The sequence below is a fragment of the Streptomyces mesophilus genome, assembly GCF_011044995.1.
In the GTDB taxonomy this organism is placed as follows: Bacteria; Actinomycetota; Actinomycetes; order Streptomycetales; family Streptomycetaceae; genus Streptomyces; species Streptomyces mesophilus.
The window spans coordinates 1-24,858 of sequence record NZ_JAAKZW010000072.1; the positions used below are offsets into that span (position 1 = coordinate 1).

24 protein-coding genes and 1 riboswitch are annotated in these 24,858 nt (G+C 69.4%); of the genes, 8 read left to right on the plus strand and 16 right to left on the minus strand.

Going from position 1 to position 24,858, the window contains the following annotated elements; translation table 11 throughout:
- Positions 1–88: 88 nt before the first annotated feature.
- Positions 89–490 (minus strand): cobalamin B12-binding domain-containing protein, encoded by a 402-nt coding sequence (locus G6045_RS18610; protein WP_165333114.1) that lies wholly within the window; start codon positions 488–490, stop codon positions 89–91.
- Positions 491–895: 405 nt separating this feature from the next.
- Between G6045_RS18610 and G6045_RS18615 the strand changes: the two genes are divergently transcribed.
- The 3 genes from G6045_RS18615 (at position 896) to G6045_RS18625 (ending at position 4,577) form a co-directional block, all read left to right on the plus strand.
- Positions 896–1,765, plus strand: coding sequence for an esterase/lipase family protein (locus tag G6045_RS18615; protein ID WP_408056343.1), 870 nt, complete (start codon positions 896–898; stop codon positions 1,763–1,765).
- Between the two features lie 102 nt (positions 1,766–1,867).
- The gene (locus G6045_RS18620) at positions 1,868–2,794 is read left to right on the plus strand and encodes an aminoglycoside phosphotransferase family protein (protein ID WP_235968022.1); all 927 of its coding nucleotides are present in this window, start codon (positions 1,868–1,870) and stop codon (positions 2,792–2,794) included.
- A gap of 223 nt (positions 2,795–3,017) precedes the next feature.
- Complete coding sequence (locus G6045_RS18625) at positions 3,018–4,577, plus strand: M23 family metallopeptidase (RefSeq protein WP_165333116.1); 1,560 nt, start codon at positions 3,018–3,020, stop codon at positions 4,575–4,577.
- 74 nt (positions 4,578–4,651) lie between these two features.
- Here G6045_RS18625 and pcrA read toward each other — a convergent pair whose 3' ends face one another.
- The 3 genes from pcrA to G6045_RS18640 form a co-directional block, all read right to left on the minus strand.
- Positions 4,652–7,159 (minus strand): DNA helicase PcrA, encoded by a 2,508-nt coding sequence (pcrA, locus tag G6045_RS18630; protein WP_165333117.1) that lies wholly within the window; start codon positions 7,157–7,159, stop codon positions 4,652–4,654.
- A gap of 112 nt (positions 7,160–7,271) precedes the next feature.
- Positions 7,272–8,006, minus strand: a complete 735-nt coding sequence (locus tag G6045_RS18635) for a DUF4232 domain-containing protein (protein WP_206343893.1) — start codon at positions 8,004–8,006, stop codon at positions 7,272–7,274.
- A gap of 224 nt (positions 8,007–8,230) precedes the next feature.
- On the minus strand, positions 8,231–11,092 hold the full coding sequence (locus G6045_RS18640; RefSeq protein ID WP_165333118.1) for an AfsR/SARP family transcriptional regulator: 2,862 nt from the start codon (positions 11,090–11,092) through the stop codon (positions 8,231–8,233).
- Positions 11,093–11,373: 281 nt separating this feature from the next.
- Positions 11,374–11,535, plus strand: a riboswitch (cyclic di-AMP (ydaO/yuaA leader).
- Positions 11,536–11,541: 6 nt separating this feature from the next.
- Between G6045_RS18640 and G6045_RS18645 the strand changes: the two genes are divergently transcribed.
- Entirely contained in the window at positions 11,542–12,717 is a 1,176-nt protein-coding gene (locus tag G6045_RS18645) for a C40 family peptidase (RefSeq protein WP_165333119.1), read from the plus strand.
- Between the two features lie 20 nt (positions 12,718–12,737).
- Here G6045_RS18645 and G6045_RS18650 read toward each other — a convergent pair whose 3' ends face one another.
- On the minus strand, positions 12,738–13,091 hold the full coding sequence (locus G6045_RS18650) for a hypothetical protein (protein ID WP_165333120.1): 354 nt from the start codon (positions 13,089–13,091) through the stop codon (positions 12,738–12,740).
- A gap of 348 nt (positions 13,092–13,439) precedes the next feature.
- Between G6045_RS18650 and G6045_RS18655 the strand changes: the two genes are divergently transcribed.
- On the plus strand, positions 13,440–14,489 hold the full coding sequence (locus tag G6045_RS18655; RefSeq protein ID WP_165333121.1) for a C40 family peptidase: 1,050 nt from the start codon (positions 13,440–13,442) through the stop codon (positions 14,487–14,489).
- Positions 14,490–14,554: 65 nt separating this feature from the next.
- Here G6045_RS18655 and G6045_RS18660 read toward each other — a convergent pair whose 3' ends face one another.
- The 9 genes from G6045_RS18660 to G6045_RS18700 all read right to left on the minus strand — a co-directional run bounded on the left by G6045_RS18660 (position 14,555) and on the right by G6045_RS18700 (position 20,497).
- Positions 14,555–14,935, minus strand: a complete 381-nt coding sequence (locus G6045_RS18660) for a DoxX family protein (RefSeq protein WP_165333122.1) — start codon at positions 14,933–14,935, stop codon at positions 14,555–14,557.
- Between the two features lie 75 nt (positions 14,936–15,010).
- Complete coding sequence (locus G6045_RS18665; RefSeq protein ID WP_165333123.1) at positions 15,011–15,700, minus strand: hypothetical protein; 690 nt, start codon at positions 15,698–15,700, stop codon at positions 15,011–15,013.
- A 12-nt stretch (positions 15,701–15,712) separates the two neighbouring features.
- Entirely contained in the window at positions 15,713–16,084 is a 372-nt protein-coding gene (locus tag G6045_RS18670) for a hypothetical protein (protein ID WP_165333124.1), read from the minus strand.
- 174 nt (positions 16,085–16,258) lie between these two features.
- Positions 16,259–16,978, minus strand: a complete 720-nt coding sequence (locus tag G6045_RS18675; protein ID WP_165333125.1) for a contact-dependent growth inhibition system immunity protein — start codon at positions 16,976–16,978, stop codon at positions 16,259–16,261.
- 15 nt (positions 16,979–16,993) lie between these two features.
- On the minus strand, positions 16,994–17,299 hold the full coding sequence (locus tag G6045_RS18680; protein WP_165333126.1) for an RNase A-like domain-containing protein: 306 nt from the start codon (positions 17,297–17,299) through the stop codon (positions 16,994–16,996).
- Between the two features lie 32 nt (positions 17,300–17,331).
- Positions 17,332–18,000 carry a hypothetical protein gene (locus tag G6045_RS18685; RefSeq protein WP_165333127.1) on the minus strand — a complete coding sequence of 223 codons (669 nt, stop codon included), beginning with the start codon at positions 17,998–18,000 and terminating at the stop codon, positions 17,332–17,334.
- Between the two features lie 35 nt (positions 18,001–18,035).
- Positions 18,036–19,766 carry an RNase A-like domain-containing protein gene (locus G6045_RS41505; protein ID WP_235968024.1) on the minus strand — a complete coding sequence of 577 codons (1,731 nt, stop codon included), beginning with the start codon at positions 19,764–19,766 and terminating at the stop codon, positions 18,036–18,038.
- Complete coding sequence (locus G6045_RS18695) at positions 19,766–20,068, minus strand: WXG100 family type VII secretion target (RefSeq protein ID WP_165333128.1); 303 nt, start codon at positions 20,066–20,068, stop codon at positions 19,766–19,768. Before G6045_RS18695 ends, G6045_RS41505 begins: the two co-directional genes overlap by 1 nt.
- Before the next feature lie 24 nt (positions 20,069–20,092).
- The gene (locus tag G6045_RS18700) at positions 20,093–20,497 is read right to left on the minus strand and encodes a WXG100 family type VII secretion target (RefSeq protein WP_165333129.1); all 405 of its coding nucleotides are present in this window, start codon (positions 20,495–20,497) and stop codon (positions 20,093–20,095) included.
- A gap of 195 nt (positions 20,498–20,692) precedes the next feature.
- Between G6045_RS18700 and G6045_RS18705 the strand changes: the two genes are divergently transcribed.
- The 3 genes from G6045_RS18705 (at position 20,693) to G6045_RS18715 (ending at position 22,725) form a co-directional block, all read left to right on the plus strand.
- Positions 20,693–21,325: a hypothetical protein gene (locus G6045_RS18705; RefSeq protein ID WP_165333130.1), complete on the plus strand. Its 633-nt coding sequence runs from the start codon at positions 20,693–20,695 to the stop codon at positions 21,323–21,325.
- 35 nt (positions 21,326–21,360) lie between these two features.
- A complete protein-coding gene (locus G6045_RS18710) occupies positions 21,361–21,726 on the plus strand; it encodes a PH domain-containing protein (protein ID WP_052581041.1) in 366 nt (121 codons plus the stop codon).
- Between the two features lie 651 nt (positions 21,727–22,377).
- Entirely contained in the window at positions 22,378–22,725 is a 348-nt protein-coding gene (locus tag G6045_RS18715; RefSeq protein ID WP_165333131.1) for a hypothetical protein, read from the plus strand.
- A 136-nt stretch (positions 22,726–22,861) separates the two neighbouring features.
- Here G6045_RS18715 and G6045_RS18720 read toward each other — a convergent pair whose 3' ends face one another.
- Together G6045_RS18720 and G6045_RS18725 are read right to left on the minus strand one after the other, a co-directional pair.
- Positions 22,862–23,572 carry a LuxR C-terminal-related transcriptional regulator gene (locus tag G6045_RS18720; RefSeq protein ID WP_165333143.1) on the minus strand — a complete coding sequence of 237 codons (711 nt, stop codon included), beginning with the start codon at positions 23,570–23,572 and terminating at the stop codon, positions 22,862–22,864.
- 5 nt (positions 23,573–23,577) lie between these two features.
- Complete coding sequence (locus tag G6045_RS18725; RefSeq protein WP_165333132.1) at positions 23,578–24,852, minus strand: ATP-binding protein; 1,275 nt, start codon at positions 24,850–24,852, stop codon at positions 23,578–23,580.
- Positions 24,853–24,858 lie beyond the last annotated feature (6 nt).

The window sequence follows — 24,858 nt, forward strand, 5'->3', positions numbered from 1 at the left end:
GCCCCGGACCCCGCATCCGCACTTCGTTCGGATCTGCTCAAGCGCCGCAGGGGCTGAAAGATCGCCTCAAACGCCGGCGGGGCTGAAGTTACGCCACGTTCCCCCGCACCCACTCCACAATCGCCCCCGTCGTGGCCCCCGGGGTGAAGATTTCCGCGACGCCCAGGGTCTTCAGCGGGGGGATGTCCTCTTCGGGGATGATGCCGCCGCCGAAGACCTTGATGTCCTCGGCGTCCCGCTCCTTGAGGAGCTCGATGACCTTGGCGAACAAGGTCATGTGCGCGCCGGAGAGGATCGAGAGGCCGATCGCGTCGGCGTCTTCCTGGATGGCCGTGTCGACGATTTGCTCGGGCGTCTGGTGCAGGCCCGTGTAGATGACCTCCATGCCGGCGTCGCGCAACGCCCGCGCGATCACCTTCGCACCGCGGTCGTGGCCGTCGAGACCGGGTTTGGCGACCACCACGCGGATCGGACCGGTTGTCGCACCCATCGCTGCCTCCATGTCGAGCAAGTTGTGCGGGCCCCCTGAAGTGTGCCCGGGAGCGCCGGGAACCTCACAGCGAGGCACCGGAAGAAGTGAACGAACGTTATCGCCACCATCCCGCAACCGGCAGTTTCACGGTCAGGACCGAGGGGGAAATCACACGTGGGACACGTTCGCCATGCGCGGCACCCGCAAGCAGCGGCCGAGCCGACTCGACCCCGCAGCCCGGGATCCGCGCTCAGGGGAGCCGCAGGAGGTCGCCGCACCACCGCGCCGGCAGCCGCACGGCGTGGTGGTGCGGTGCCATCAGCGAGGCATCAGGTCACGGCCGCCGCCAAGGCGCCCCATGTGGGCTCACGGGGGACAGAGAAGTTCTCCGTGCGCCGTTTTGGAGGTCGGCTCATGGAGGCCGTGAGGCTTCTCAAGATCCTCAAGTCGTTGCCCCTGCTTCTGCCCACCTGGACACAGCTGATCCGGACACCGCACCTCTGCCTGGCGTCGTCCGCGCTCCTCAAGGCCACCGCGCTCGAACTCGCCATCCTCACCGGGCACGTTCTGCTCTATCCGTCCGGAATCAGCCAGGAACGTCCCGCTCCTCCCCCACCCGAGGACACCGAGGACACTCCCCGCCTGCCCGCCGGACCGCACGACCGCCCGGTCGTGCTCCTGCACGGCTTCATCGACAACCGGTCCGTCTTCGTCCTGCTGCGCCGCACCCTGGCCCGGCACGGCCGCCGCCATCTCACCTCGCTCAACTACTCACCGCTGACCTGTGACATCCGCGAGGGGGCCCGGCTGCTCGGCGCCCATGTCGAAGAGCTCTGCGCGCGGACCGGGCAGGAACAGGTGGACATCGTCGGGCACAGCCTCGGCGGCCTGATCGCGCGCTACTACGTCCAGTGCCAGGGCGGCGACGCCCGCGTCCGCACCCTGGTCACGCTCGGCACCCCGCACAGCGGCACCCGGGTCGTGCCCGCGATGAACGCGCACCCGATCGTGCGCCAGATGCGGCCCGGCTCCGACGTAGTCGCCGAACTGGCCGGGCCCGCGCCCGGATGCCGCACCCGTTTCGTCAGCTTCTGGAGCGATCTGGACCAGTTGATGGTGCCGCTGGAGACCGCCTGCGTCGAGCACCCCGACCTGCTCGCGCACAACGTGCGGGTGAGCGGCATCGGTCATCTCGCCCTGCCGGTCCACCCCGCGGTCGCCACCGGCATCCGGCAGGCGATCGACGACGACGCCGTTCCGGCCGGTGCGCGGGGAGCGGTGTCCGTGGCCTGAGGCAGTCCGCTCCCACCGCCCGTACGCCGGGCAGTCCGCTCCCACCGCCCGTACGCCGCAATTCAGTTGACCAGCCCCGGCGCCGCCGAGTTCGATGCCCCGATGACCACCTCCGAGACGGGCAACAAGCCGCGCAAGATGCATGCCGACCAGGCGGACATCGACGAGGCGCTGGTGCGGCGGCTGATCGACGGACAGTTTCCGCAGTGGTCCGGGCTGCCGCTCGAGCTGGTGGATTCACCGGGGACGGTCAATGCGCTGTACCGGCTCGGCGACGCCATGGTCGTACGGCTGCCGCTGCGCGCCGGCTCCGACGACGAGGTGGAGAGCGAGTTCGACTGGCTGCCGAAGCTGGCCGGACACCTTCCGGTCCCGATCCCGGCGCCGCTCGCCAAGGGAGCACCCGCCGAGGGGTACGCGTGGCTGTGGTCCGTATACCGCTGGCTCGACGGCACGACACCGACGGCCGGAGCGGTCGACAAACCGTGTGAACTGGCCGCCGACCTGGCCGGGTTCATCACGGCGCTGCGCCGCTTCGACACCTCCGGCGCGCCGCGCTGCGGCCGCGGCGGTCCGCTCGGGCCCCGCGACGAGGCGACGCGCACGGCGCTCGCCCGGCTCACGAGCGTGATCGACACCGAAGCGGCAGCGACCGTATGGCAGCAGGCCCTCGACGCCCCCGCGTACGACGGTCCTGACCGCTGGATGCACGGCGATCTGCAGCCGGGCAATCTGCTCGTCGAGGACGGCCGGCTCGCCGCCGTCATCGACTTCGGCCTGGTCGGCATCGGCGATCCGACCGTCGACCTGATCACCGCCTGGTACGTGCTGCCCGCCGAGGCGCGCCCGGAGTTCCGCTCCGCCGTCGGTGCCGATGAGGCGAGTTGGGTACGGGGCCGGGGACTCGCCCTGTCGATCGCGCTGCTCGAGCTCTCCTACTACCGCGAGACCAACCCGCGGATGGCGGCGACGGCGCGCCATGTGATCGGCGAGGTGCTGGCCGACTGCGAAACGTCGCCCAGCGCCTGATCCGAGCCGCCGCCCAGCGCCTGATCCACACCGCCACAGAGGCCAAAATCCTCGAACAGCCTTCGAACACAAGGCCAAAGGTGTGCCCACAGTCCGCCGAAAGGCGGCCGAATGCCCGTTTCCCCCACCCACGAAACCTGCCGAAGATTGTCGGCGTCGCACACTGCCGGGTACAGTCACCGCACTGCTCCGCCCCCTTGTTGTCGAGGCGAAAGAGAAGTTGGTGAACGAACAGCACGGCTACGCCACCGGACACGGCGGCTATGCAACCGGTGCCTTCGACACCACCGCTTTCGACTCCGACCCCCTCTTCGGGGCGATGCCGGGGACGTACGACGCCTCGCAGAGCGGCCAGTGGGACAGCACCCAGTGGACCGCCCCCGAGCAGACACAGACTTACGGCACCGACGGCGCCACCACCTACGACGCGTACCCCGCACAGCACACCGGCGGCTACGCGAACGGCAGTTACGACACCGGCGGCCACGACACGACCGCCATGTGGGCGAGCGCCGGATACCAGGCGCTCACCGACATCCCCGCGCAGCCCGGCCCGCAGAGCGCCGAGCAGTGGGACACCACCGGCCAGTGGCAGACCACCGGCGCCTACGGGTACGCCGACACCGGTTCCTACGACGCCACCGCCTGGAACTCCGCCGGCACCGAGACCGCGTACGGGACGGAAACGACCGGCTCGTACGGGTCGGAGACGCCGGGCTCCTACGAGACGGAGACGCTCGGCTCCTACGAGAGCGGCGCGACCTCCTACGAAAGCGGGCCGACCTCCTACGAGACCGGTTCCTATGCGGCCGGTTCGCACGAGACCGGTTCCTACGAGGCCGGTTCGTACGAGCCCCACGCCTACGAGGCCGACACCGCCTCCCCGTACGAGAACGAGAGCGCTTCCTCCTCCTCGTACGAGAGCCAGGACAACCCCTACGGTGAGACCGAGCTGCTCGACGCGCCGGTCACCGTCGGCCACGACGACAACGACGAGCCCGAGCCGGTACGGGTGGCGCACAGCCCCCGCCCCCAGCGCTCCGGCTCCCGCGGCCGGCGCCGCACCCCCGCCAAGCGTTCCGCGCTGCTCACCGTGGCCGTGCCGTCCGTGTGCGCGCTGGGTGTGGCCGGGGTCGCCGCCGCCTCCGTGGTCGGCTCGATGGGCGGGAACGAGGAGCCGAAGTCGCAGGCCGCGCCCGATCCCAGCTCCGTCGAGACGGCCGCCGCGAACAACAAGCTGGACACCCAGCTCACCGAACTCTCCGCCGACGCCAATGAGTTCGCGGACCGCGCGAGCCGTACGCAGGAGCGCCTCGACCTCAAGGAACGCCAGGAGGCCGAGAAGAAGCGCAAGGCCGAGGAGGCCGCCCGCAAGGAGGCGCTGCGCCCCAAGTTCTCGCTCCCGGTCAAGCAGCACGGACTGAGCGCGTACTACGGGCAGGCCGGTGTGAACTGGATGTCCGTGCACACGGGCATCGACTTCCCGGTCTCGTACGGCACCGAGGTGCTCGCCGCGACGGACGGCACCGTGCGCACGCAGTGGAACGGCGCGTACGGGAACATGGCCATAGTGACGGCGCCCGACGGCACCGAGACCTGGTACTGCCACCTCTCCAGCACGAAGATCCGCAGCGGTTCGGTCAAGGCCGGCGATGTGATCGCGTACTCGGGGAACTCCGGCAACTCCACGGGCCCGCATCTGCACTTCGAGGTCCGCCCGGCCGGCGGCTCCGCGATCGACCCGCTGCCCTGGCTGCGCAGCCACGGGATCGACCCGAGCTGAGCCAACGGGCCGCAAGCAACATGGGGTGACCTCTCCGAAGCGGAGGGGCCACCCCATTGACGTATCTCAGCCGGCTACAGCTTCTCCACCGGCGCGTACCGCAGCAGCAGCACCTTCGGCTTCGTATCGCCGAAGTCGATCGTGGCGCGTGCCTTGTCGCCCGCGCCCTCGACGCCGACGACCGTGCCGAGCCCGAACTGGTCGTGCGTGACCCGGTCCCCGACCGCAAGCGAGACCATCGGCTTGTCGCCGGTAGCGAAGCCGGAGGACGTGCCGCGCCGGGAGCGGGCCGCCATCGTGGACGAGAGCGAGGAGGCCACCGAGGCCGCCGGGCCCGTGGAGGGCGCGGCGCCGAGCTTGGCGCCGGTGCGCTTCCACTCCAGGTGGTGGGCCGGGATCTCCTCCAGGAAGCGGGACGGCGGGTTGTACGCGGGCTGGCCCCAGGCGCTGCGCAGGGTGGAGCGGGTGAGGTAGAGGCGCTCGCGGGCGCGCGTGATGCCCACGTACGCGAGCCGGCGCTCCTCCTCGAGCTCCTTGGTCTGGCCGAGCGCGCGCATGTGCGGGAAGACGCCGTCCTCCATGCCCGTCAGGAAGACGACCGGGAATTCGAGGCCCTTGGCGGTGTGCAGGGTCATCAGGGTGATGACGCCGGAGCCGTCCTCTTCCTCGTCGGGGATCTGGTCGGAGTCGGCGACCAGGGCGACACGCTCCAGGAAGTCGGAGAGCGAGGGCCCCGAGGCGGCAGCCTCTGATGCCACAGCGCCGTCCTCGGTCTCCTGCTCGAACTCCAGGGCCACGGCGGCGAGTTCCTGGAGGTTCTCGATGCGGGTCTCGTCCTGCGGGTCGGTGGAGGCCTGCAACTCGGCGAGATAGCCGGTCCGTTCGAGCACGGCCTCCAGGACGGTGGCCGGGCCCGCGCCGGATTCGACGATCGTACGGAGCTCCTCCATCAGCGTGTTGAAGCGCTTGACGGCGTTGGTGGAGCGGGCCGCCATTCCGTACGCCTCGTCGACGCGGCCGAGCGCCTGCGGGAAGGTGATCTTCTCGCGCAGCGACAGGGCGTCGATCATGGCCTCGGCGCGCTCGCCGATACCGCGCTTGGGCACGTTGAGGATCCGGCGCAGCGGGACCGTGTCCTCGGGGTTGGAGAGCACGCGCAGATACGCGAGGACGTCCCGGACTTCCTTGCGCTCGTAGAAGCGGACGCCGCCGACGACCTTGTAGGGCAGGCCGACGCGGATGAAGATCTCTTCGAAGACACGGGACTGCGCGTTCGTACGGTAGAAGACCGCGACGTCGCCGGCCTTCGCGTCCCCCGCGTCGGTGAGGCGATCGATCTCCTCGGCGACGAACTGGGCCTCGTCGTGCTCGGTGTCGGCGACATAGCCGGTGATCTGCGCCCCGTTGCCCGCGTTGGTCCACAGGTTCTTCGGGCGGCGGGACTCGTTGCGCTCGATGACCGCGTTGGCGGCCGACAGGATCGTCTGGGTGGAGCGGTAGTTCTGCTCCAGGAGGATCGTCGTCGCGTTCGGGTAGTCGTCCTCGAAGTCCAGGATGTTGCGGATCGTGGCGCCGCGGAACGCGTAGATCGACTGGTCCGCGTCACCCACCACGCAGAGCTCGGCGGGCGGCAGCTCGTGCTCGGCCGGCGGTACGTCCTCGTCGCGCGGCCCGGTGCCGACCAGCTCGCGCACCAGGGCGTACTGCGCGTGGTTGGTGTCCTGGTACTCGTCGACCATGACGTGCCGGAAGCGGCGGCGGTAGTGCTCGGCGACGTCCGGGAAGGCCCGCAGGAGGTTGACCGTCGTCATGATCAGGTCGTCGAAGTCGAGCGCGTTGGCCTCGCGCAGGCGCGACTGGTACATCGCGTAGGCCTGGGCGAGCGTCTTCTCGAAGCCGTCGGCGGCCTGGCCGGCGAAGTCCTCCTCGTCGATGAGCTCGTTCTTGAGGTTGGAGATCTTCGCGCTGAAGGCCTTGGGCGGGAAGCGCTTCGGGTCGAGATCGAGATCGCGGCAGACCAGGGCCATGAGGCGCTTGGAGTCGGCGGCGTCGTAGATCGAGAAGGAGGAGGTGAAGCCGAGCTTCTTCGACTCGCGGCGCAGTATCCGTACGCACGCGCTGTGGAAGGTCATCACCCACATCGCGTTGGCGCGCGGGCCGACCAGCTCCTCGACGCGCTCCTTCATCTCGCCCGCGGCCTTGTTGGTGAAGGTGATCGCGAGGATCTGGCCCGGGTGCACATTGCGCTCGGCGAGCAGATACGCGATGCGGTGGGTCAGGACGCGGGTCTTGCCGGAGCCTGCGCCGGCCACGATGAGCAGCGGGGTGTCGCTGTGCGTCACGGCGGCGCGCTGATTCTCGTTCAGCCCGTCGAGCAGCGCGGCGCCGTCGAGGACCGGGCGGGGGGCGCCGTCGCGGTAGTAGGCGTCGCGCTGTGCGGGCGCGTCGAACTTCCCGCCGAACAAGTCGGCCGGAATCTCTTCCGGCCCCTCGTCCTCGGGGGGTGGCGGCGGGGCGTGGTGCTTGCCCGTGTCCTTGGCCTGGAGGTCCGCCAGAAAGCTGTCGTCAAAGAGGCTGCTCATCGCCTACCGAGTCTAGGCGGCTCCACTGACAGCCCGTCCCGGGTTCGCGAACCCGGGACGGTGGTGACGCTCGGAAGTGGGGCGGTGACGCCCGGAAAGTCGGTTTCCGGTCTCAGAAGTCGTACGGCTTCGCGGTGTTCCAGTGCGTGACGTCCGCGCTGTCCCAGGTGAACTCCGACTCCCCGCCCTTGTCGTCGACGGCGCCGTTCTCGTACCCCGGACCGGTGTCGCCGCCCTGGTCGCGCAGGGCGAGGGAGAGCCCGCTCGACGTGTTGCTCGTCTCACCGTCCACGAAGAGGGCCACGGCGGAGTAGACCTGGCCGCCCGGCTTGACCGTGATCTTGGCGCTGCCGGAGGACGGGTCCTTGGACGAGTGGCCGAGGACGGTAGCGGTGTCCCCGAGCATGACCGAGGGGTACGAGGTGACCCAGCAGGGCTTGGAGTCGGCGTTCCGCGCGGTGATCAGCAGGTGCTCGCCCTCCTCGGCGGGGAAGCGGTGCTGCACGGAGATCGACAGCTCGTCGCCCTTGCACGGCTGGGTGGCGGTGGAGCCCGCGGCCGCCTGGTCGGTGGTGTCGCCGGAGTCGGAGCTGGAGTCGGAGCTGGAGCCGGATCCGTCGGAAGTCCCGTTGCCCTCGGAGGACTTGGAGTCCGTGTCCTGGCCGTCCGACTTCCCCGAGCCCTCCGAGCCCGAGGTGCTGCCCGCGCTCTTGCCGGCGTCGGCCTTCGCGCCCTTGCCCCCGCCCGAACCTCCGCAGGCGGTCAGGCTCAGGGCCAGGGCGGCGGTGGCGGCAGCGGTCAGGACGGTGGTGCGGATTCGGCTGGTACGGATTCGGTTGGTGCGCATATGAGGTTCCCCCGTGCGGTGGTGCGGATCTGGCGCGGAGCGGTCGACTCCGCCGTGGTGCGGGACCAGCTTGTCCCGGCCCGCTGGCGCTTCGCTCACGCCGCGCTGACGTCCCGCTGACGTCCGCCGCGGTCCGACGAAAGGGCAGGTCAGGGGCGTACGGGCACGAGCTGCGAGAGGCAGGAGCGGGTCAGGTCCGCGCGGGCGCAGGGGTCAGGAGCCGATCAGCTCCGTGCAGTGAGCCGCAGACGAGCCGTGTCGTATCGCGCGCGCAGGCCCACGTCCGCCGACACCTCGAGCAGCGCGCCGAGCGCCCGCACCGCACCCTCGTCGTAGCCGGCGGCCTCCGCCTCGTCGGCCGCGCTCTCCAGGCGCCGGATGCCCTCGGCCTGCTCGCCCAGGCCGAGCAGCGCCTCCCCGGCCGCCGTGAGGAGCAGCACCCGGGAGGCGCCCGAGGGGTCCGGGGAGCCGTCGAGTGCGAGCGCGGCGGTGGCCGTGTCCAGGGCCGACTTCCATTGCCGGGCGTCGAGTCGGTGCCGGGCGAGGTGGTGCAGGGCCAGGCGTTCGATGTGCCGGTCACCTGCCGCACGCGCCAGTTCCGCCGCCCGTACGCACCCTTCGGCGGCCTCCCGCGGGCTGCCGAGTGCGGCCCGGGCGAGCGACAGGTTGACCAGCGCCGTGGCCTCGCCGTGCGGATCGCCCGCGCGGGACGCGAGCGCCGGGGCGGCTTCCAGGTGCTCCAACGCCTCCTGTACGAGGCCCTCCTCGGTCAGGATCCAGCCGAGCAGGGCCAGGACACGCCCCTCGGCCCGGAGGCCCCCGTCGGCGCGGGCCGCCTCAAGTGCCGTACGCAGCAAGGGAGTCCAGCCGTCGCGGACCCGCCACGCCATCTGCGGCCACAGACCGAGCACGATCCGCCAGGTCCTGCCGTGCAGTCCGGCGGCGTGCGCGGCGCCCGCCGCCAGGGTCAGGTCGTCGCGTTCGGCGGCGTACCAGGCCATGGCGTCCTCGCGGCCACGGAACTCCCGTATGGCCGAGGGCTGTTGGAAGTCGGCGGGCAGGTCGAAGCACGGCTCGTCGCCGGGTTCGGCGGCAACCGCCGCGGCCAGGGCGGTGGCCACGGTGTGGTCGAGCACCCGCAGCAACGCCTCGGGGTCGGCGTCCAGGCCACGCGCGTACAGCCGTACGAGATCGTGCAGCGTCCAGCGCCCCGGCGCCGTACGGATGACGAGGTGGGCCGCGGCGAGCCGGTCGAGGGCGGCCTCCGCAGCGTCCGGGTCCGTACCCGCGAGGGCGGCGGCGGTGCAGCGGTCGAAGTGGGTGCCGGGGTGCCTGCCGAGGTGGGCGAAGTGGTGCGCGGCGGCCTCGGGGAGCCGGCTCACGGTGAGCCGCAGGGCGGCGCGTACGCCCGTGTCCTCCACATCCAGGAGGCTCAACCTGCGGGAGGCGTCGGACAGTTCGGCGCTCATCTCGCTCAGCGACCAGTCCGGCTGGTCCGCGAGGCGGGCGGCGGCGACCCGCAGGGCGAGCGGCAGACCACCGCAGAGTTCGGCGAGGCGGCGCGCGGCCACCGCCTCCGCGAGCACCCGCTCCTTGCCGAGTACGGCGGCGAGCAGCGCGGTGCCGTCGTCCGGGCCGAGGACGTCGACGGGCACGGGGCGGGCGGCGTCGGAGGCGATCAGGCCGCGCAGCCGGTAGCGGCTGGTGACGACCGTGACGCAGTCGGTGCCACCCGGCAGCAGCTCTCTGACCTGTGCGGAACCGTGCGCGTTGTCCAGTACGACGAGGAGCCGGCGGTCGGCGGCAAGGGAACGGAACAGCGCGGACGCGCCCTCGGCCGACTCGGGTATCCGGCGCGGCGCGACCCCGAGCGCGAGCAGGAATTCCCGCAGCACCTCGATACGGGGCACGGTGCCGGTGTCGCTGAAACCGCGCAGGTCGGCGTAGAGCAGCCCGCCGGGGAACGCGGCACGGTTGCGGTGCGCCCAGTGCACGACAAGGGCCGTCTTGCCCACGCCCGCGGGTCCGGTGACCAGGCACACGGGGGCCTCGCCGGCGGCGGCGCGGGACAGGGCGGTGAGTTCGGCGGCCCGGCCGTGGAAGCCGCGCGGCATGCGGGGCAGGAGGTCGATGGTGTCGGCGAGGGGGGTGGGAGACGGCGGCTCAGCAGTGTGCGGTCCGGGAGCGGGCGGCTCGGCGGAGTGCGGCTCCGGTTGCAGGGGCGATACGGGTGTCGTCGACGGCGAGGGCGGTTCCGGCCGCAGGGGCGATACGGGTGTCGTCGACGGCGAGGGCGGTTCCGCGACGACGCCCGTGCCGCCGCGCGCGACTCCCGGCTCGCCCCACTCCTCCCCCCGCAACGCCACCGCGTACGCGTCCGCCAGCTCGCGCCCCGGATCGACGCCCAGCTCATCGGCGAGCAGCCGCCGCGTGCGGTGGAACCAGTCCAGCGCGTCCGAGCGGCGGCCCGCCCGCTGCAGGGCCGTCATCAGCGCGGCGGACAGCGATTCGCGCAGCGGATGGGCGTCCGCCTCCGCGCGCAGCACGGCAGCGGCGCGCGCGTGCTCGCCGAGCCGGGTGTACTCGGCGGCCAGCAGTTCCACGGAGGCGAGCCGCAGTTCCTCAAGGGCGTGCGCGGCGGCCAGCAGCGGCGGGCTCGGGTGCGCTCCGGTCAGGGCGGGTCCCTGCCACAGCGAGAGGGCCTCCTGGTACATCGCGACGGCGTCGGCCGGTATCCGCTGGCCGCGGGCCAGCGCCACCAGCTCCTCGAAGCGGTGGGCGTCCAGGAGGCTCTCCGGCATGCGCAGCACGTAGGCCGTGCCCTGCGTGAGCAGTTCGACCCCGTATACGTCCGCTTCCACCTCCGCGAACAGGGCCCGCAGCCGGGACACATGGCCCTGGATCACGCTCCGGGCCCGCGTCGGCGGCTCGTGGTCCCACAGCGCGGCCGTCAACTGGTCCACGGGAACAGGGTGGTTGGGCCGCAGCAGCAGCGCGGCGAGCAGGCTGCGCCGCTTGGCGGGGCCGAGTGGCAGTTCACCGGTCTCGGTGGCGACGGAAACCGCTCCGAGCAGCCGGAACTCCACTTACGCAACTCCTTGTGGGGAAAGCGTCAGATTACCGGAGGGTTTGCAGGAGGAATCGCTGGAGGAGTCAGGCAGGCGTGACGTCCGCGGTCAAGGCGCCTCGGTAAAACTCCTGTTGTGGTGACAAGCGAAGACATAGCGGACGGTGGCGCCGGCGCGGAGTCATCAAGGTCACGAAAATGTATCGGGCATATCGCACATCAACCTTCACAGCAGCCACACGAGTTGGCTAGCGTGCTTCCGGGCCGCTCGTACCCCCGCCGGCGATCATCGCCGGGACCGCGTGGCCTGCGCTGAGTCCGGGGCGCCGTCAAGGCGATCCGGAGCCGGGGACCCACCCAACACCTGGGGTGAATCGGGACGCCCCCAACGTCCCGTAGGGCAGACCTTCCATACCGCCCGAACCCGACAGCTAACCCGGTAGGCGCCAACTGGAAGGAGCGCCGGTCTTGGCGTCGCACCGCAAGCCGCGGACCAGTCGAATACGTACCTCGCATGCCGTCGGGATCACCTCGGCCGCGCTGACCTCCGTGGCGCTGCTGGCGCAGACCGCGAACGCCGCGCCCGCCGAGCCCGACAAGCCCTCCCTCGAGGAGGTGCAGAAGAAAGTCGACGATCTCTACCGCGAGGCCGGCACCGCCACCCAGAAGTACAACCTGGCCAAGGAGAAGTCCGACCAGCAGCGCGACAAGCTGAACAACCTCCAGGACGAGGTCGCCCAGCGCACCGAGAAGGTGAACGACGCCCGGCGCGAGCTCGGCCAGATCGCGGCCGCGCAGTACCGCAACGGCACCTCATCCGACACCGCCGTCCTTCTCCTTTCGGACAACCCCGACGACTACTTCGCGCAGCGCCAGCTGATGGGGCGGCTCTCCGGCCAGCAGCAGAAGGCCGTCGAGGACTTCAAGTCGCTGCAGACGCAGGCGAACGACAAGCGGGACGAGGCCACCGACTCCCTCGCGCAGCTCTCCGAGTCCGAGGGCGACCTCAAGACCAGCAAGCAGGACGTACAGAAGAAGCTGGGCGAGGCACGTGAGCTGCTCTCCAAGCTGACGGAAGAGGAGAAGCAGCGCCTCGCCGAGCTGGAGCGCAAGCGGGAGGCCGAGGCCAAGCGCAAGGCCGAGGAGCTGGCCCGTAAGCAGGCCGCGGAGGAAGAGGCCAAGCGCAAGGCGGCGGCCGAGGAGGCCGCCAAGGAAGAGGCCGCGCAGGAGGAGGCCGCCGAGGAGCCGGCCGATCCGCCCGCCGATTCCGGCTCCGACTCCGGTGACTCCTACGCGGCCAAGGCCGAGAAGGTGATCGCGTTCGCGCAGTCCCAGATCGGCAAGCCGTACGTATGGGGAGCGGCAGGCCCCGACTCGTACGACTGCTCCGGTCTCACGCAGAAGGCGTGGGCGCAGGCGGGGATCTCACTGCCGCGCACCACCTGGGACCAGGTGAAGGTCGGCACGACGGTGAGCGTCGACAACGCCAAGCCCGGTGACCTGGTCTTCTTCTACGACGACATCAGCCATGTGGGCATCTACGTCGGCAACGGCGAGATGATCCACGCGCCGAAGCCGGGCGCCAATGTGCGGGTCGAGTCGATCTACTACATGCCGATCCACAGCGTCGTACGCCCGGCGTAGCGGGAAATCAGGACCGGAAATCAGGTCCAGAGGGTCGCGATGAAGATGTTCGCGGTGGTCAGTGCGCCGACCGCCGCGAACATCGGCTTGTCGACCTTCTCCTCGTCACGCTTCACGTAGACGAGACCGAGGATCACGATCAGGACGGCGAGCTTCACGCCGATCTTGATGTTGTTCACCGTCTGGTCGTCGGCCTGGTTGAGGCCGACCAGGGCCACGCCCGTGACCAGCATGGTGAGCGCGCCGTGCAGCATCGCCGGGGTGAAGCGCGCGGCGTTCTCGCCCATCGCCTTCATCTGCGTGAGGAAACCGCCGAGCAGCGAGGCGATGCCGATGATGTGCAGCGCGACGAACACGTTGATGAGTACGTCCATGGCCCGGAGCCTAGAGGGTGCACGAACGCCTCCTGTGTCCGGGTCCGTAGCACATGACCCGCTCGGGAACCGGCGCTTCGGGCGTATCGGTCAGCTCTCCGCGTCCCTCTGGCACGCAGCATCCCGCGCGCGGTCATATGCGGTCGGCATCACGGCATACGAGACCACTTCCGCACTTTCCGTCACCACCCCGTGACGGAGAGGTTTAGCGTCCTTGCCCAGTGACCGGCTCCCCACCGCCGCCCGAGCAAGATCCGGGCGGTAGTCGGTCACTACCGCCGAGAGGTCCGGCGGCGGCCCGCTCCCCCTGTGCGGGCCGCCGCCGGACGCGTAAGGAAGTGTCTGAGGTTGGCCGCGCATCGCAAGCCCAAACCGCGTTCGCTCACCGGCTCGATCACCGGCAACACCGCACGTACCGCACTGACCCTGGCTCTGGCCGGCGCCGCGTCCACGACCCTCTTCGAGGGATCGGGCCAGGCGGAGCCCCGGCTCACCCCGGCCCAGGTGAAGGCGAAGGTCGACAAGCTCTACCACGAGGCGGAGGTCGCCACCGAGAAGTACAACGGGGCGCGGGAGAAGGCCCAGAAGGCCCGCGGCGCGATCAACGAGCTTCAGGACGAGGCCGCCCGCAAGAGCGACAAGCTGAACGAGGCGCGTACGGCGCTGGGGCACGCGGCCACCGAGCAGTACCGCTCCGGCGGGATCGACCCGACGATGCAGCTGGCCCTCGCGTCCGATCCGCAGGAGTTCCTCGACAGCGCCTCGTTCGCCGCGCAGACGGCCGGCCGGCAGGCTTCGGCCATCGAGGGCGTACGGGACGACCTGCGCGAGATCGAGCAGCTGCGCAGCGAGGCGGCCCGGCAGCTCGACGAACTGCGGGAGCACCAGGCGGTGTTGAAGCAGCGCAAGGCCGAGATCAACGGCAAGCTGGACAAGGCCCGCGAGCTGCTCGCCACGCTCTCCCCCGCACAGCAGGCCTCCTACGCCGACGGCGCATCCGGGGACCGCGCGTCGCGCGAGATGCCCCGCGGCTCGCTCAAGGCCCCCAACGCCCGTGCCGCACAAGCCGTTTCCTTCGCGTACGGCGCGCTGGGCAGCCCCTACGTGTGGGGCGCCTCGGGCCCGGGCGCCTTCGACTGCTCGGGGCTGACGCAGGCGGCGTACCGCTCGGCGGGCGTCTCCCTTCCCCGTACGACGTATACGCAGATCAATGCGGGCCAGCGGGTCTCGCGCTCCGAACTCGCCCCGGGCGACCTGGTGTTCTTCTACTCGGGCATCAGCCATGTGGGGCTTTACGTGGGGAACGGCCAGATGATCCACGCCCCGAATCCGTCGGCGCCGGTGCGCCTTGCGCCGGTGGACTCCATGCCGTTCGCGGGGGCTACGCGGGTGTCGTGAGACCGCGGGTGCGGGTCCGGTCGGGCCTGTTGGGGGCCGGCCGGGTCCGGCGGTGTCCATCGACCTCAGAACGCCTCCGGCCCGAAGCGGCCCCAGGCCACGAAGGCGGCGAGGGCGAAGTACGCGAGGTCGACGGCCACGAGCTTGAACTCCTTGCGCCGGAACCGCACGACGGCGGCCCCCGCCATCAGCACCATGATCCCGACAGCCGCGACGGGCACGAGCACGGGCGCGATACCGGTCACGGCGGGCAGGACAAGCCCGACCGCGGCAAGCACCTCGACGGCCCCGATACCTTTGACGCCCGCCTCACTGAAGTCCTCGGTCCAGTGGGCGCTGGGACCGAAGGCGTAGATCCGTTCCTTGGCGAGGACCACTTTGCCGGCGCCACCGAAGAGGTAGGCGGTGGCGAGCAGGGCGGTGACGATCCAGAGGGCGGTGTTCATGTTCTCTCCTGCGTTGGCGGGGCGCTGTCACGTACGGGACGAGAGAGCCCGGCCCGCTGTGACACGGCCGGCGGATCACGCCCCGCGGTCGGCCTCGCCCACGTGTGCCCGCATGATGTGATCAGCCATCGCCGCGACCAGGTCCGGCAGAACCCTGCGGGTCTCCTTCGGCACATACGCGGCGATGTCCGAGGCGAATTCGGGTGAGGCGGCGGAGAGTTCGAGCACCTCCATGCTCTGGCCCAGCAACTCGACCAGATCCTCGTGACAGTAGAGCGGGTGCTCGCTCTCCACGACGTCCTTGATCGCTTGCTCGTACGTCTCGAAGTCACCCGTCGAGAACGGCCATATCCCGCCGTAAAGCCGTGGGTACCGCGCCTTGGCCTCCCATCGTGCGAGGGGCACTTCGGCGTAGCCGGGCGGTGGCTCTCGCTCGGCGATACGCAGCAGGCCGGCGAGGTCGCTCATGAACGCCGGCACCGAAGCCTCGCCGGCAGCGGTCAGCCAGGTCTCCTTGGTACTGGGTGAGCAGGACGCGAAGATCTCCTCGTCGTAGGTCTCGGCGAAGTAGTCGAGCTGGAAGGCCGCGTGTTGCAGGCTCCAGGCCGGGCTGCGTCTGGGGTGGGCGTAGCCCGCGAGGCGCGCATAGCGCAGCACCTGCCACTCCAGAGGGTCCGCATCCGCCGACGAACGTGCCTCCGCGGCGAGAGCGGCGAGGTGGTGGACAGGCCCGGTGCTCAAGACGAAGTGGGCGAAGATCGGCATCGGTCCATCGTGTCAGCCGGCCCCTGACGGCCGGGCCCGGCCCTCCTCGAAGCTCCGCCGGAACAGCAACATCTGGCCCTCCTTCGTCCCCACGACTGCCGTACCTCGGTCGGTCACGCCGACCGAGACCCGAGCGAACGTGTGCCCGTTGTGCGTGGTGGAGCAGCGGGTGAACAGCCGGGTGGGCGGTGGATCGTATCCCCCGTCGCCCACACCCGGGTTGGAGGTGTCGCGCGCGGCCCAGGTGCCGTCCCACGTGTCGGTCGGCACCCTCCACAGGAGTGCGCCGTCGAACGACCAGTCCTCGCGCTCGATGACGCAGCTGGTATACGACTCCGGGCCCGGCCAGTTCTCGTCCTGATCGGTCTGCGGCGAGGACAGCACCAGTTCAAGGGCACGGTCATCCCGCCACCTCAGCCCGTCGACGCCCTGAGGAGGGGCAGCCGCGGATGGAGTCGGCCGCTTCCACCGTCACTGCTGTACGCGAGCCGGCTCTTCGCGCCGGCCACTTCCGGGAAGGGGGCGTCTTTGAGCACCGAGTGCAACGCGATACGGATCTCACTCACGCACGTCGCCGTTGCCACCATCCGCTGACGACGGCGGACCGTAGTCCGCTCGGAACCCGCCACCCCCCAGTTGCTCGGCCACCAGCGCCAGCCAGCCGCTCGGGCTGTACGGCTGGGGCGGATCCACCTCCATCCCCAGCTCCGCTACGGCGAGGGCGTAGTCGGATTCGTCGAGGTCGAGCGTGAGAAGTTCGCGCAGTTCGCCTGCCAGGCGGGCGACCACGTGCCGGTCGGTGGCGTCGGTGTAGTCGCGTACCGCCGCGTCATGGTCCGGGAACTCGTCCGGCATGTCCTGGGAGAACCAGCCGCCCAGGAACTGGCCGAGTTCGGGGAAGCGGGCGTGCCACTCCCAGTGGGTGCGGGGGACGGACGTCGGCGGGACCGAACCTGTTTCGATGCTCGCCTTGATGTGGTCGGCGATCGTGAACAGCCAGTCCTGGACGGCCGATTCGGGGAGACCCACGTCGGGGACGGGGTAGAACTCGCCGAGGCTCAGGCGCAGGCGGCCCGGCGGGTTGCGGGCGTATGCGCGGATCTGCTGCTCCGCGGTGGCCAGGGCCCAGGGGCGGGTGTGCCAGGTGTGGCGCAGGTACGCCTGCAGGGCCTCGCTCGGCTTGTCGGGCTCGTCGTCGGCGGGCATGCCGAGGTACGCGCTGATCACCTGGTCCAACTCGCCGTAGCGGCGGTCGAATTCGAGGGGCTTCATGGGCATGGGTCGCTCAGGCCTCTACAGGTAGATCGGGACGGTGGTGGCCACGACGAAGCCGTGCGGGCTGCTCGGCTCGCGCCTCAGCACGACACGGGCGGCGCGGACGTCCACGGGGTCGCGGCCGACCAGCATCATCGCCTGGAGCAGGACGCGGCCCACCGGCTCGTCACGGGAGGGCCACGCTGCCTCGATGGTGAGGCGGGGGCGGGTGCCCTGGGCGAGCCAGCGGTGGATTCGCTGTTCGTTACGGGTGACCACTTGCTGGGTGGCCCAGTGGGCGGTTTCACGGTCGGGGTAGGTGGCGGAACGATTCAGTGCAGGCATTCTCTCAACTCTCCCCGGAATTGGCGCGAAACTCATGAGGCGGAATGCGCAGCCCACATATGATCATTTACTGCTCGGCACAGCTCCCGAAGCACCTCATGTGTTACCCACGGAAGCGCTCGGCCGATATTGGCAGCGATAGCCTGAGGGCCAGGGAAGAGCACCAGGAGCAACTGGGCCTCGCCTGCAATCCCATGAAGTTCATCGTCACAGAAGGGATGCTCCGAAACGATGAAGGCCTGGATCGAATCGGAGAGCGATTCATATTCGCCGTCATAGATCCAGTTGGGACCGAAGCCAGAAAGCGCCGGAAAGCGCACCGATACTTCCCATTCGGCCATGGGGAGTTCTTCGAAGGAAGCGTCCGGCTCGTGCTCGAGCAGCCGGATCACACCGGCCAGGGTATGCAGGTATTCGGCTCCCGAGGTTTCCCCTCGCGCCTTGTCCAGACGTTCGCCGAACGTGCGGGGAACGGTGACGTCCGCCGCCTCCGTGAGGTCCGCCGTCTGATCGAGAAGCGCCGCGATGACTGGCACGGGGCACAGCCAACGCGAGGAACCGGTGGCGCGTGACGTACGGATCACACGCTTGAGCTCGGCGTCCAGGTCGAGCGAGCCACCGGACTCCTGCACCCGGAGGGCGGTCTCGAGGACACGTCTGGCAGGACCTTCGTTGAAGAGACTGCCGGTGTGCGAGATCACGTCGCGTTCAGCTCCATCGAAATGCTTGGAGGGGCTCAGGGGGACACGGGATACGAGGTGATCACCACGAAGGGCGGGTCCAGGCCCTTCCGGTATTGCAGGGCAACCTGCGTGGAACGCACGTCACTCGCGGTCGCCCCCATGCCGTGGGCATCATAGTCGGCTCGCTCGACGGTACGACCGGTGACATCACCGTGGGTGAGAGTCAACGGCGGCGAAATCTTTGATGAGTTGGGATCGAAGTTAGGATTGTTCCGTTCCCGTTGCTCCACGCGCTCAATCCATTTCTCGATGCGATCGGCGTTGTCGATGTCATCGAGTGTCGCTTGCGTCAAACGCTGAGCCGCGGGGAGATCTTTGTAGGCCGAAGCGGAGGGCGCATTCCCTTGGTCGCGCAGCCTCTGCGTAAGCTGGTCATCGGACAGGCCAATATGCTTGTCCACTCCGTGACTGTTCCCGATGCCTTCCTGGCTGGCGAGATCAAGCGGATAGAAGTGATCCTTGGGGTCCTCACCCGGCACCATGTACTGATGCTCGGGTTTGAATTCATTCAGCGCCCGCGCACCGAATGCCTCGGCACGCGCCTCTTCAGCGCGAAATGTCGGCGCACTCCGATGCGCCTCGTCCAGCGGCCCCATCAGCGCGTCCATCCGCGGCACCAACGCGTTGACCCGGATGTTGTATGCGGTGACGATCGCGTTCAGCCTGGCGGTGTCCAAGTTCAGCACGATGCCCGCACCGAGTTGGCCCGCGCCCTTGGCGACACCTTTGACCACGCCCTTGATGAGTCCCTTGACGTCGTCCATGCCGACGCCGTCCTTGAGATTCACCTCGACCTTGGGAATCGCGTCGCGAATGGCCTCCTCATAGACCTCCCACACCTCTCGGTTGATGTAGACGGCCGCTTCGGCGAACTCGTACAGGAGGTCGCTGACCTTCTGCGCCGTATCGAAGAGCACCGTCATCACGGGGTGGGTCGCGGTCTGCGAGGAGGCCGAGTCGTGCTTCCACTCGTAGCCCGCGGTGCTCTTGCCCCACGCCGTCGTGCCCCACAGCGAGCTGCAGAACTGTCGCATGGCGTCGTGCCATTCACTGTTGCTCTGCTGGGTGATGCTGCTGACGTTGCCGGTGAGTGCGCTCTCGGACATCGAGAGCGTCATCGTCATCGCCATCCACGCCTTGGACAGCGAGTTGAGGTAATGCTGCTGCGGATACGGATAGACCTCCGCCACCTTCCCCATACGGAAGGCGTGTTTGACGATCGGTCGGAGCACCTCGCGGACCGGCTCCGGCACCCATTCGAGCAGGGTGCGGATGACGTCGTCACCCCCGTCGTCGTCGCCCCATTTGAGGTTCGGCACGGAACCGTAGTTCGGCACGTTCTCGATGACCTGCGGCAACGGCTGCGTCACCGCTTTCGTCTTGCCTGAAGGGTCGTTGGCGGCTTCGGCTTTGGCGTAGTTGTTCGCCGTGGCGGTGAAGCCGACGGCGGCTCCACCGATGCTGACGACACTCCTCGCCCAGACCTCCAGGAACCGGTTGCCCACCTTGACGTAGGAAGTGGCGAACGCCTGGGGAGCCGTGCCGTAACCGCCGGCGTCCGGGTACTCCTTCAGCTTCTCGAGCAGATCCTTGGCGCCCTTGTCCATGGGCGTCTGCTGCAGCGCGACACCGCCGGAGACGCGAAACAGGTCCGACGGTTTGACGTCGATCGTGCCGTTCTGGCCGGGGCCCTGCGGGCCGCTCGGGTTGCCAGGCCCCGCCATCAGCCCGCGCCCCAGCCCCGGAGCACCGCTTGATGCGCCGCGGCGTAGTTGATGTGCCCCTTGGTCACGACCTCATGGAGCCACTTCTGGGCCGCACGCAGATCCGATGCCGACCGCTCCCATTTGTCGAGCTCGTCGATGAAGACCTCGCGCGCCTCGCCCTCCCAGGTCAGCACCACCTTCTCGGCGCGGCCGTGCAGCAGGTCGAGTTGCTCGTTGAGCTTTTTGAGGATGTCCTCAAGGTCGCCCGAAAGGCGTTGCAGCGTCGCGAAGTCGACTGTTATGTGCTCGTCGTCCGTCATGTCTCCCCGTTTCCCCCGCAGCGCCTAGAGATCCGACAGCCGGCTTTGCGGAGCGGCCGGCGGCTGAGTGTTGGGCGTCGACAGCTCGGCCGCCTCCGCCTTCACATCCGTCTCGGTCTGGATCTGGCGCAGGCGCTCCATGATGTCCAGGTCCCGTTCCGAGAACCCGTCGCGGCTCAGCCGTACGGCCTGCTCAAGTCGCTGGATGACCATCCGGATCCGTACGGCGTCCTCGGCCGCGCCTTTGTGCAGGTCCCGGTACGCCTTGGCCGCCGGCCCCCGCCAACCCGCCTCGATGCTGTCGACGATCGCATCCATCCGCTTGACCTGCTTGTCCAGGTACGTCTGCATGTCGTCGAGATCGTCGGCGAGCTTCGTCAGCCGGTCGCCGGATGCGCGCAGCCGGGGCTGTCCGCCTTCGCCGCTCATCGCGTCCCCCGTGGTCGTCCGCCGTCAATACCGGGCCCCCGTAGGCCACTTCAGTCACAGTAGCAACAGCGGCTGACAAGACGATCGGGCGATCGGAACGATGCCCGCTGTGTGTTCGATCACTGCCGCACACGCCGCCCCGGCCACCCGGTAGCGTCGAGGGCCGATCACACCCCCGACCCAGCAGCGGATGTCATGCCTCTCCCTCCCCCTCCCCCGCCTGGCCACATAGCCACCTGGCCCGACCGCGGCTCGCTGCTCGCCGACCGCTCACGTGCACTGCAGTCGCTGAGGGGCGGTGGACTTGGGCTCGGGCGGCTGGTGCTGTTGTGGCTCACGGGGCTGCTCGCGTTGTTCGGCTGGGTGATGTTGTGCATGCCGCTGCTGTGGCTGGGGTCGGGGGACGTGATGGGGTTCGTCCTCGGGCCGGTGTGCGCGCTGCTCGGGCTCGCCGCCCTCGTACCCGCGGTGATCATCGTGGTGCGTGGGGCGCGCAGCGACCGTCGCGTTCGCGAACTGACCGAGGCGTGGATCGAGTTGGACGAGGAGCGGCAGTCCGTGCGGGCGCTGCGCGCGCCCGGGCTCAGTCTTGCCTGGCTGCTGTTGTCGTTGGTGCCGTGCGTCGGCGGGCTGTGGATCTCGTTCGGCGGCACGCATGCGGCGAACGACCGCTACGAAGCGGTGCTCGCGCTGGGCGCCGGGACCCTGCTGTGGGTCACCGGGCTGCTCGGGATCGCCAAGGCCAACGGTCATCGTCAGTGGGTTCTCCGGACCCTGGAGAGCTCAACGCCCCTGGGGAACTCACGTACGAACTCGCCCGTTGACTGAACAACCGGAAAACGGACTACAGACGGGGGACCCACGTGGCACTGTTCGGCAACGCCCACACCATCGACCCGGGCAAGGCAGCCCAGGACTATGCCCGGCTGCTCGGGCAGGGTGAACAGATCTACGGGGCCTATCAGTTGATACGGGACGCCATCCTGCTCACGGACCGGCGCATGATCCTGATCGACAAGCAGGGGCTCACCGGCAAGAAGGTCGAGTACCACTCGCTGCCGTATCGCAGCATCACGCACTTCGCCGTGGAGACGGCGGGGCACTTCGACCTGGACGCCGAGCTGAAGATCTGGGTCTCGGGCAGTGCGACGCCGATCGAGAAGACCTTCACCAAGGGGGTCAACATCTACGAGGTGCAGGCGATTCTGACGCAGTTCGTGGCGCGGTAGGGCGCCCGCCTCGTAGGCGGGCCCGCAGCCGGCCGGCGCTGAGGACGAGGTACGCGACCATCACCACTCCGAGGACGAGGTTCAGCCAGTCGTAGGTCCCGTCCGCGAGAAGCGCGGCCCAGGCCGCGAACCCGGCGACCGATCCGGCCACCACAAGCAGCACCGACCCGGTGACGTGCAGCGCTCGCGCGGCCCTGGGCCGTCGGCCCCTGAGCAGTTCGGCACCCGCTTCAAGAGCGATCACTGCGGGGAGCGCCTGGTACGGCTCCGGGCGCCCCACCATGATCACGTCCACAAAGCCGATCAGAACCCCGATCGAGCCAACGGCCAAGGCCCCCTGGGCCATACGACGGTTCATGAGTCCTCGTGTCGGCGACGGCCTGCTCTTTGCTGCGCCGGAACTCAGGCGTCGGTACGCGGCGTCGTCCGAGCGTACGCGACGAAGACAGCTCAACGAGGCAGCCCCGGCTCGGCGGTGAGTACCACCGAAGGTCGAGCGCGACCCTGCAAGTTTTCAGGTGCTGCTTCAGAGCACAACCTGGCAGTGTGGCCGTTCCGGCCGGTGCCGCGCGGTGATCGAGCGGTTGCGTGGTGCGCGTGGAGCCGACCGGTGCGGGCCAGTCGGGGCCCGGCCAACGGAGGGGGAGTCGGATGCGTAGGCGTATAGCGACAGTACTGGGGGCGTCCACGGCCACGTTGATGCTGACGATGACGACCGCCACGGCGGACGACGTCATCCTCGACTACGGGAACCAGATCAAGTGGGCGCGGAGCTGCGGGTCGAACTACACGGGGTACGTCTACGACACATGGGCGTCGACCGGGAAGCGCGGCGACGGATGCGCCGGGCACGCCTGGCTCCGGGTGCTCGGAGACTCGTGGGGAGCCTGGCGCCACGACGACGGCCACATCATGCTCACCAGTCCGAACGGCAAGTTCCGCAAGGCCCAGCACAAGGGATGCGAGACCTGCACGGTCTACACGACCGAGGTCAAGTAGGAAGACAGGTAGGGCGCTGAGGGGTCACAGCCCGTAGAGGATCCGAGCGGACGGTGCCTGCCGCCGGCAGGCACCGTCGCGTGCTGCCGGGAGCGCGCTCAGACCCGCGGTGCGGGTCCGGTCGGCTCCCGACGGCTCAGACCAGCCGCCGCGCCGTCGCCCACCGCGTCAGCTCATGCCGGTTCGAGAGCTGCAACTTGCGCAGCACGGCGGAGACATGGGACTCCACCGTCTTCACCGAGATGAAGAGCTGCTTCGCGATCTCCTTGTAGGCGTAACCACGCGCGATCAGACGCAGCACCTCGCGCTCGCGCTGCGTGAGGCGGTCCAGGTCCTCGTCCACCGGCGGGGCGTCCGTGGAGGCGAAGGCGTCGAGGACGAAGCCGGCCAGGCGCGGCGAGAACACCGCGTCGCCGTCCTGGACGCGGAAGATGGAGTCGACGAGGTCGGTACCGGTGATCGTCTTGGTGACATAGCCGCGGGCGCCGCCGCGGATGACGCCGATGACGTCCTCGGCCGCGTCGGAGACCGAAAGGGCGAGGAAGCGGACCGGGTTCTCGGCCGCGGACATCAACGAGGCGCAGCGGCGCAGCACTTCGGCGCCGCCGCCGCCCGGCAGATGTACGTCGAGGAGGACGACTTCGGGGCGCGTGGCCGTGATGACCGTGACCGCCTGGTCGACGTCGGCCGCCTCGCCGACCACCTCGACGCCCGTCACCTCCGTACGGCCGATCTCGGCCTGCACGCCGGTGCGGAACATCCGGTGGTCGTCCACGAGGACGACGCGGACATGCCGAGCGCTGCCCTTGGTCTCGTCCGCGCCCAGGGTCTCCGGCTGCTCGTTCATGTCGCTCACGATTCCGCCCTCTCCATCTCCAACTCGACTTCCGTACCGCCGTCCGGCACCGCGCGCAGCCGCGCCGTACCGCCGTGGCGCTGCATCCGGCCGATGATCGATTCTCGTACGCCCATGCGGTCCTGCGGCACGGAGTCCAGATCGAAGCCCGGTCCGCGGTCGCGGACCGAAACGAAGACCGTGCGGCCCTCGACCTCCGCGTAGACCTGGACGGCCCCGCCCTCGCCACCGTACTTGGCGGCGTTCACCATTGCTTCCCGCGCGGCCTGCATCTGTGCGGTCAGTTTCTCGTCGAGCGGGCAGTCGCCCACGACGACGACCTCGAGCGGTACGCCGTGCTTGTCCTCGACCTCGGCCGCCGCCATCTTCACCGCTTCCGCGAAGGTCTCCGGCTCCTCGATCCGGCCGGTGCCCTCGGGCTTGTAGAGCCAGTTGCGCAGATCCCGTTCCTGAGCGCGGGCGAGGCGTCGTACCTCCGAGGAATTCTCCGCATTGCGCTGGATCAGAGTGAGCGTGTGCAGCACCGAGTCATGTACGTGGGCGGCGACTTCGGCCCGCTCCTGCGCACGGATGCGCATCAGGCGCTCCTGGGAGAGGTCCTGCGTCATCCGTACGAGATAGGGGCCGGCGAGCAGCGCGATGCCGACGAATACGGCGAGCGCCGCCTGCAGCACCGAGCCCAGCTCACGCGCCGAGTTCTGCAGTACGAAGATGGCGGTCACGCCCGTGCCGACCAGGACCACCCCGGCCAGGGTGCGGGCGATGTTCAGGGTGCGGCGCTTGCGGCCGACGGCCACCCAGCGGGCGCGGCGCGCGTTGTCCGCCTGCCGCCACACCAGGGCGACACCCGCCGCGACCAGGAGCGTCGGCCAGAGGTACGCGCGGGCCGGGCCGCCCATGTCGAGGGTGCCGACGAAGACCATCGCGATCACGAGCATCGCGATGAAGGCGATGAACTGCCCCTTGTCGATCTTCCGCACGACCAGCTTGCGCCGCCCGTCGGGACCGACCTCGGTGGTCACGGTGTGCTGGCGCTCGGTGGTCACGCCGCCGACGCCAAGGGGCACGAAGAACCAGAAGGCGGCGTACAGCAGCGCGCCCAGACCGTTGGCCGTGAAGAGGCCCACGAACATCAGCCGCACCCAGAAGACGGGCAGCCCGAGATGCCCGGCGAGTCCGCGCGCGACTCCTCCGAGCCAGCGGCCTTCGCCGCTGCGGTAGAGCTTGCGCAGCGGCTGCGGTTCCTGTGCGGGCGGTGCTGCGGCTGGCATGTGTTC

What these genes read in the sequence shown, in the direction of transcription:
- G6045_RS18610 (WP_165333114.1), bottom strand. Translation starts at nt 490, where the DNA reads ATGGGTGCGACAACCGGTCCGATCCGCGTGGTGGTCGCCAAACCCGGT.
- G6045_RS18660 (WP_165333122.1), bottom strand. Translation starts at nt 14,935, where the DNA reads ATGAACACCGCCCTCTGGATCGTCACCGCCCTGCTCGCCACCGCCTAC.
- G6045_RS18700 (WP_165333129.1), bottom strand. Translation starts at nt 20,497, where the DNA reads ATGAGCGGCGAAGGCGGACAGCCCCGGCTGCGCGCATCCGGCGACCGG.
- G6045_RS18680 (WP_165333126.1), bottom strand. Translation starts at nt 17,299, where the DNA reads ATGCCTGCACTGAATCGTTCCGCCACCTACCCCGACCGTGAAACCGCC.
- G6045_RS18720 (WP_165333143.1), bottom strand. Translation starts at nt 23,572, where the DNA reads ATGAACGAGCAGCCGGAGACCCTGGGCGCGGACGAGACCAAGGGCAGC.
- G6045_RS18650 (WP_165333120.1), bottom strand. Translation starts at nt 13,091, where the DNA reads ATGGACGTACTCATCAACGTGTTCGTCGCGCTGCACATCATCGGCATC.
- G6045_RS41505 (WP_235968024.1), bottom strand. Translation starts at nt 19,766, where the DNA reads ATGGCGGGGCCTGGCAACCCGAGCGGCCCGCAGGGCCCCGGCCAGAAC.
- pcrA (WP_165333117.1), bottom strand. Translation starts at nt 7,159, where the DNA reads ATGAGCAGCCTCTTTGACGACAGCTTTCTGGCGGACCTCCAGGCCAAG.
- G6045_RS18635 (WP_206343893.1), bottom strand. Translation starts at nt 8,006, where the DNA reads ATGCGCACCAACCGAATCCGTACCAGCCGAATCCGCACCACCGTCCTG.
- G6045_RS18725 (WP_165333132.1), bottom strand. Translation starts at nt 24,852, where the DNA reads ATGCCAGCCGCAGCACCGCCCGCACAGGAACCGCAGCCGCTGCGCAAG.
- G6045_RS18665 (WP_165333123.1), bottom strand. Translation starts at nt 15,700, where the DNA reads ATGCCGATCTTCGCCCACTTCGTCTTGAGCACCGGGCCTGTCCACCAC.
- G6045_RS18695 (WP_165333128.1), bottom strand. Translation starts at nt 20,068, where the DNA reads ATGACGGACGACGAGCACATAACAGTCGACTTCGCGACGCTGCAACGC.
- G6045_RS18705 (WP_165333130.1), top strand. Translation starts at nt 20,693, where the DNA reads ATGCCTCTCCCTCCCCCTCCCCCGCCTGGCCACATAGCCACCTGGCCC.
- G6045_RS18715 (WP_165333131.1), top strand. Translation starts at nt 22,378, where the DNA reads ATGCGTAGGCGTATAGCGACAGTACTGGGGGCGTCCACGGCCACGTTG.
- G6045_RS18675 (WP_165333125.1), bottom strand. Translation starts at nt 16,978, where the DNA reads ATGCCCATGAAGCCCCTCGAATTCGACCGCCGCTACGGCGAGTTGGAC.
- G6045_RS18620 (WP_235968022.1), top strand. Translation starts at nt 1,868, where the DNA reads ATGACCACCTCCGAGACGGGCAACAAGCCGCGCAAGATGCATGCCGAC.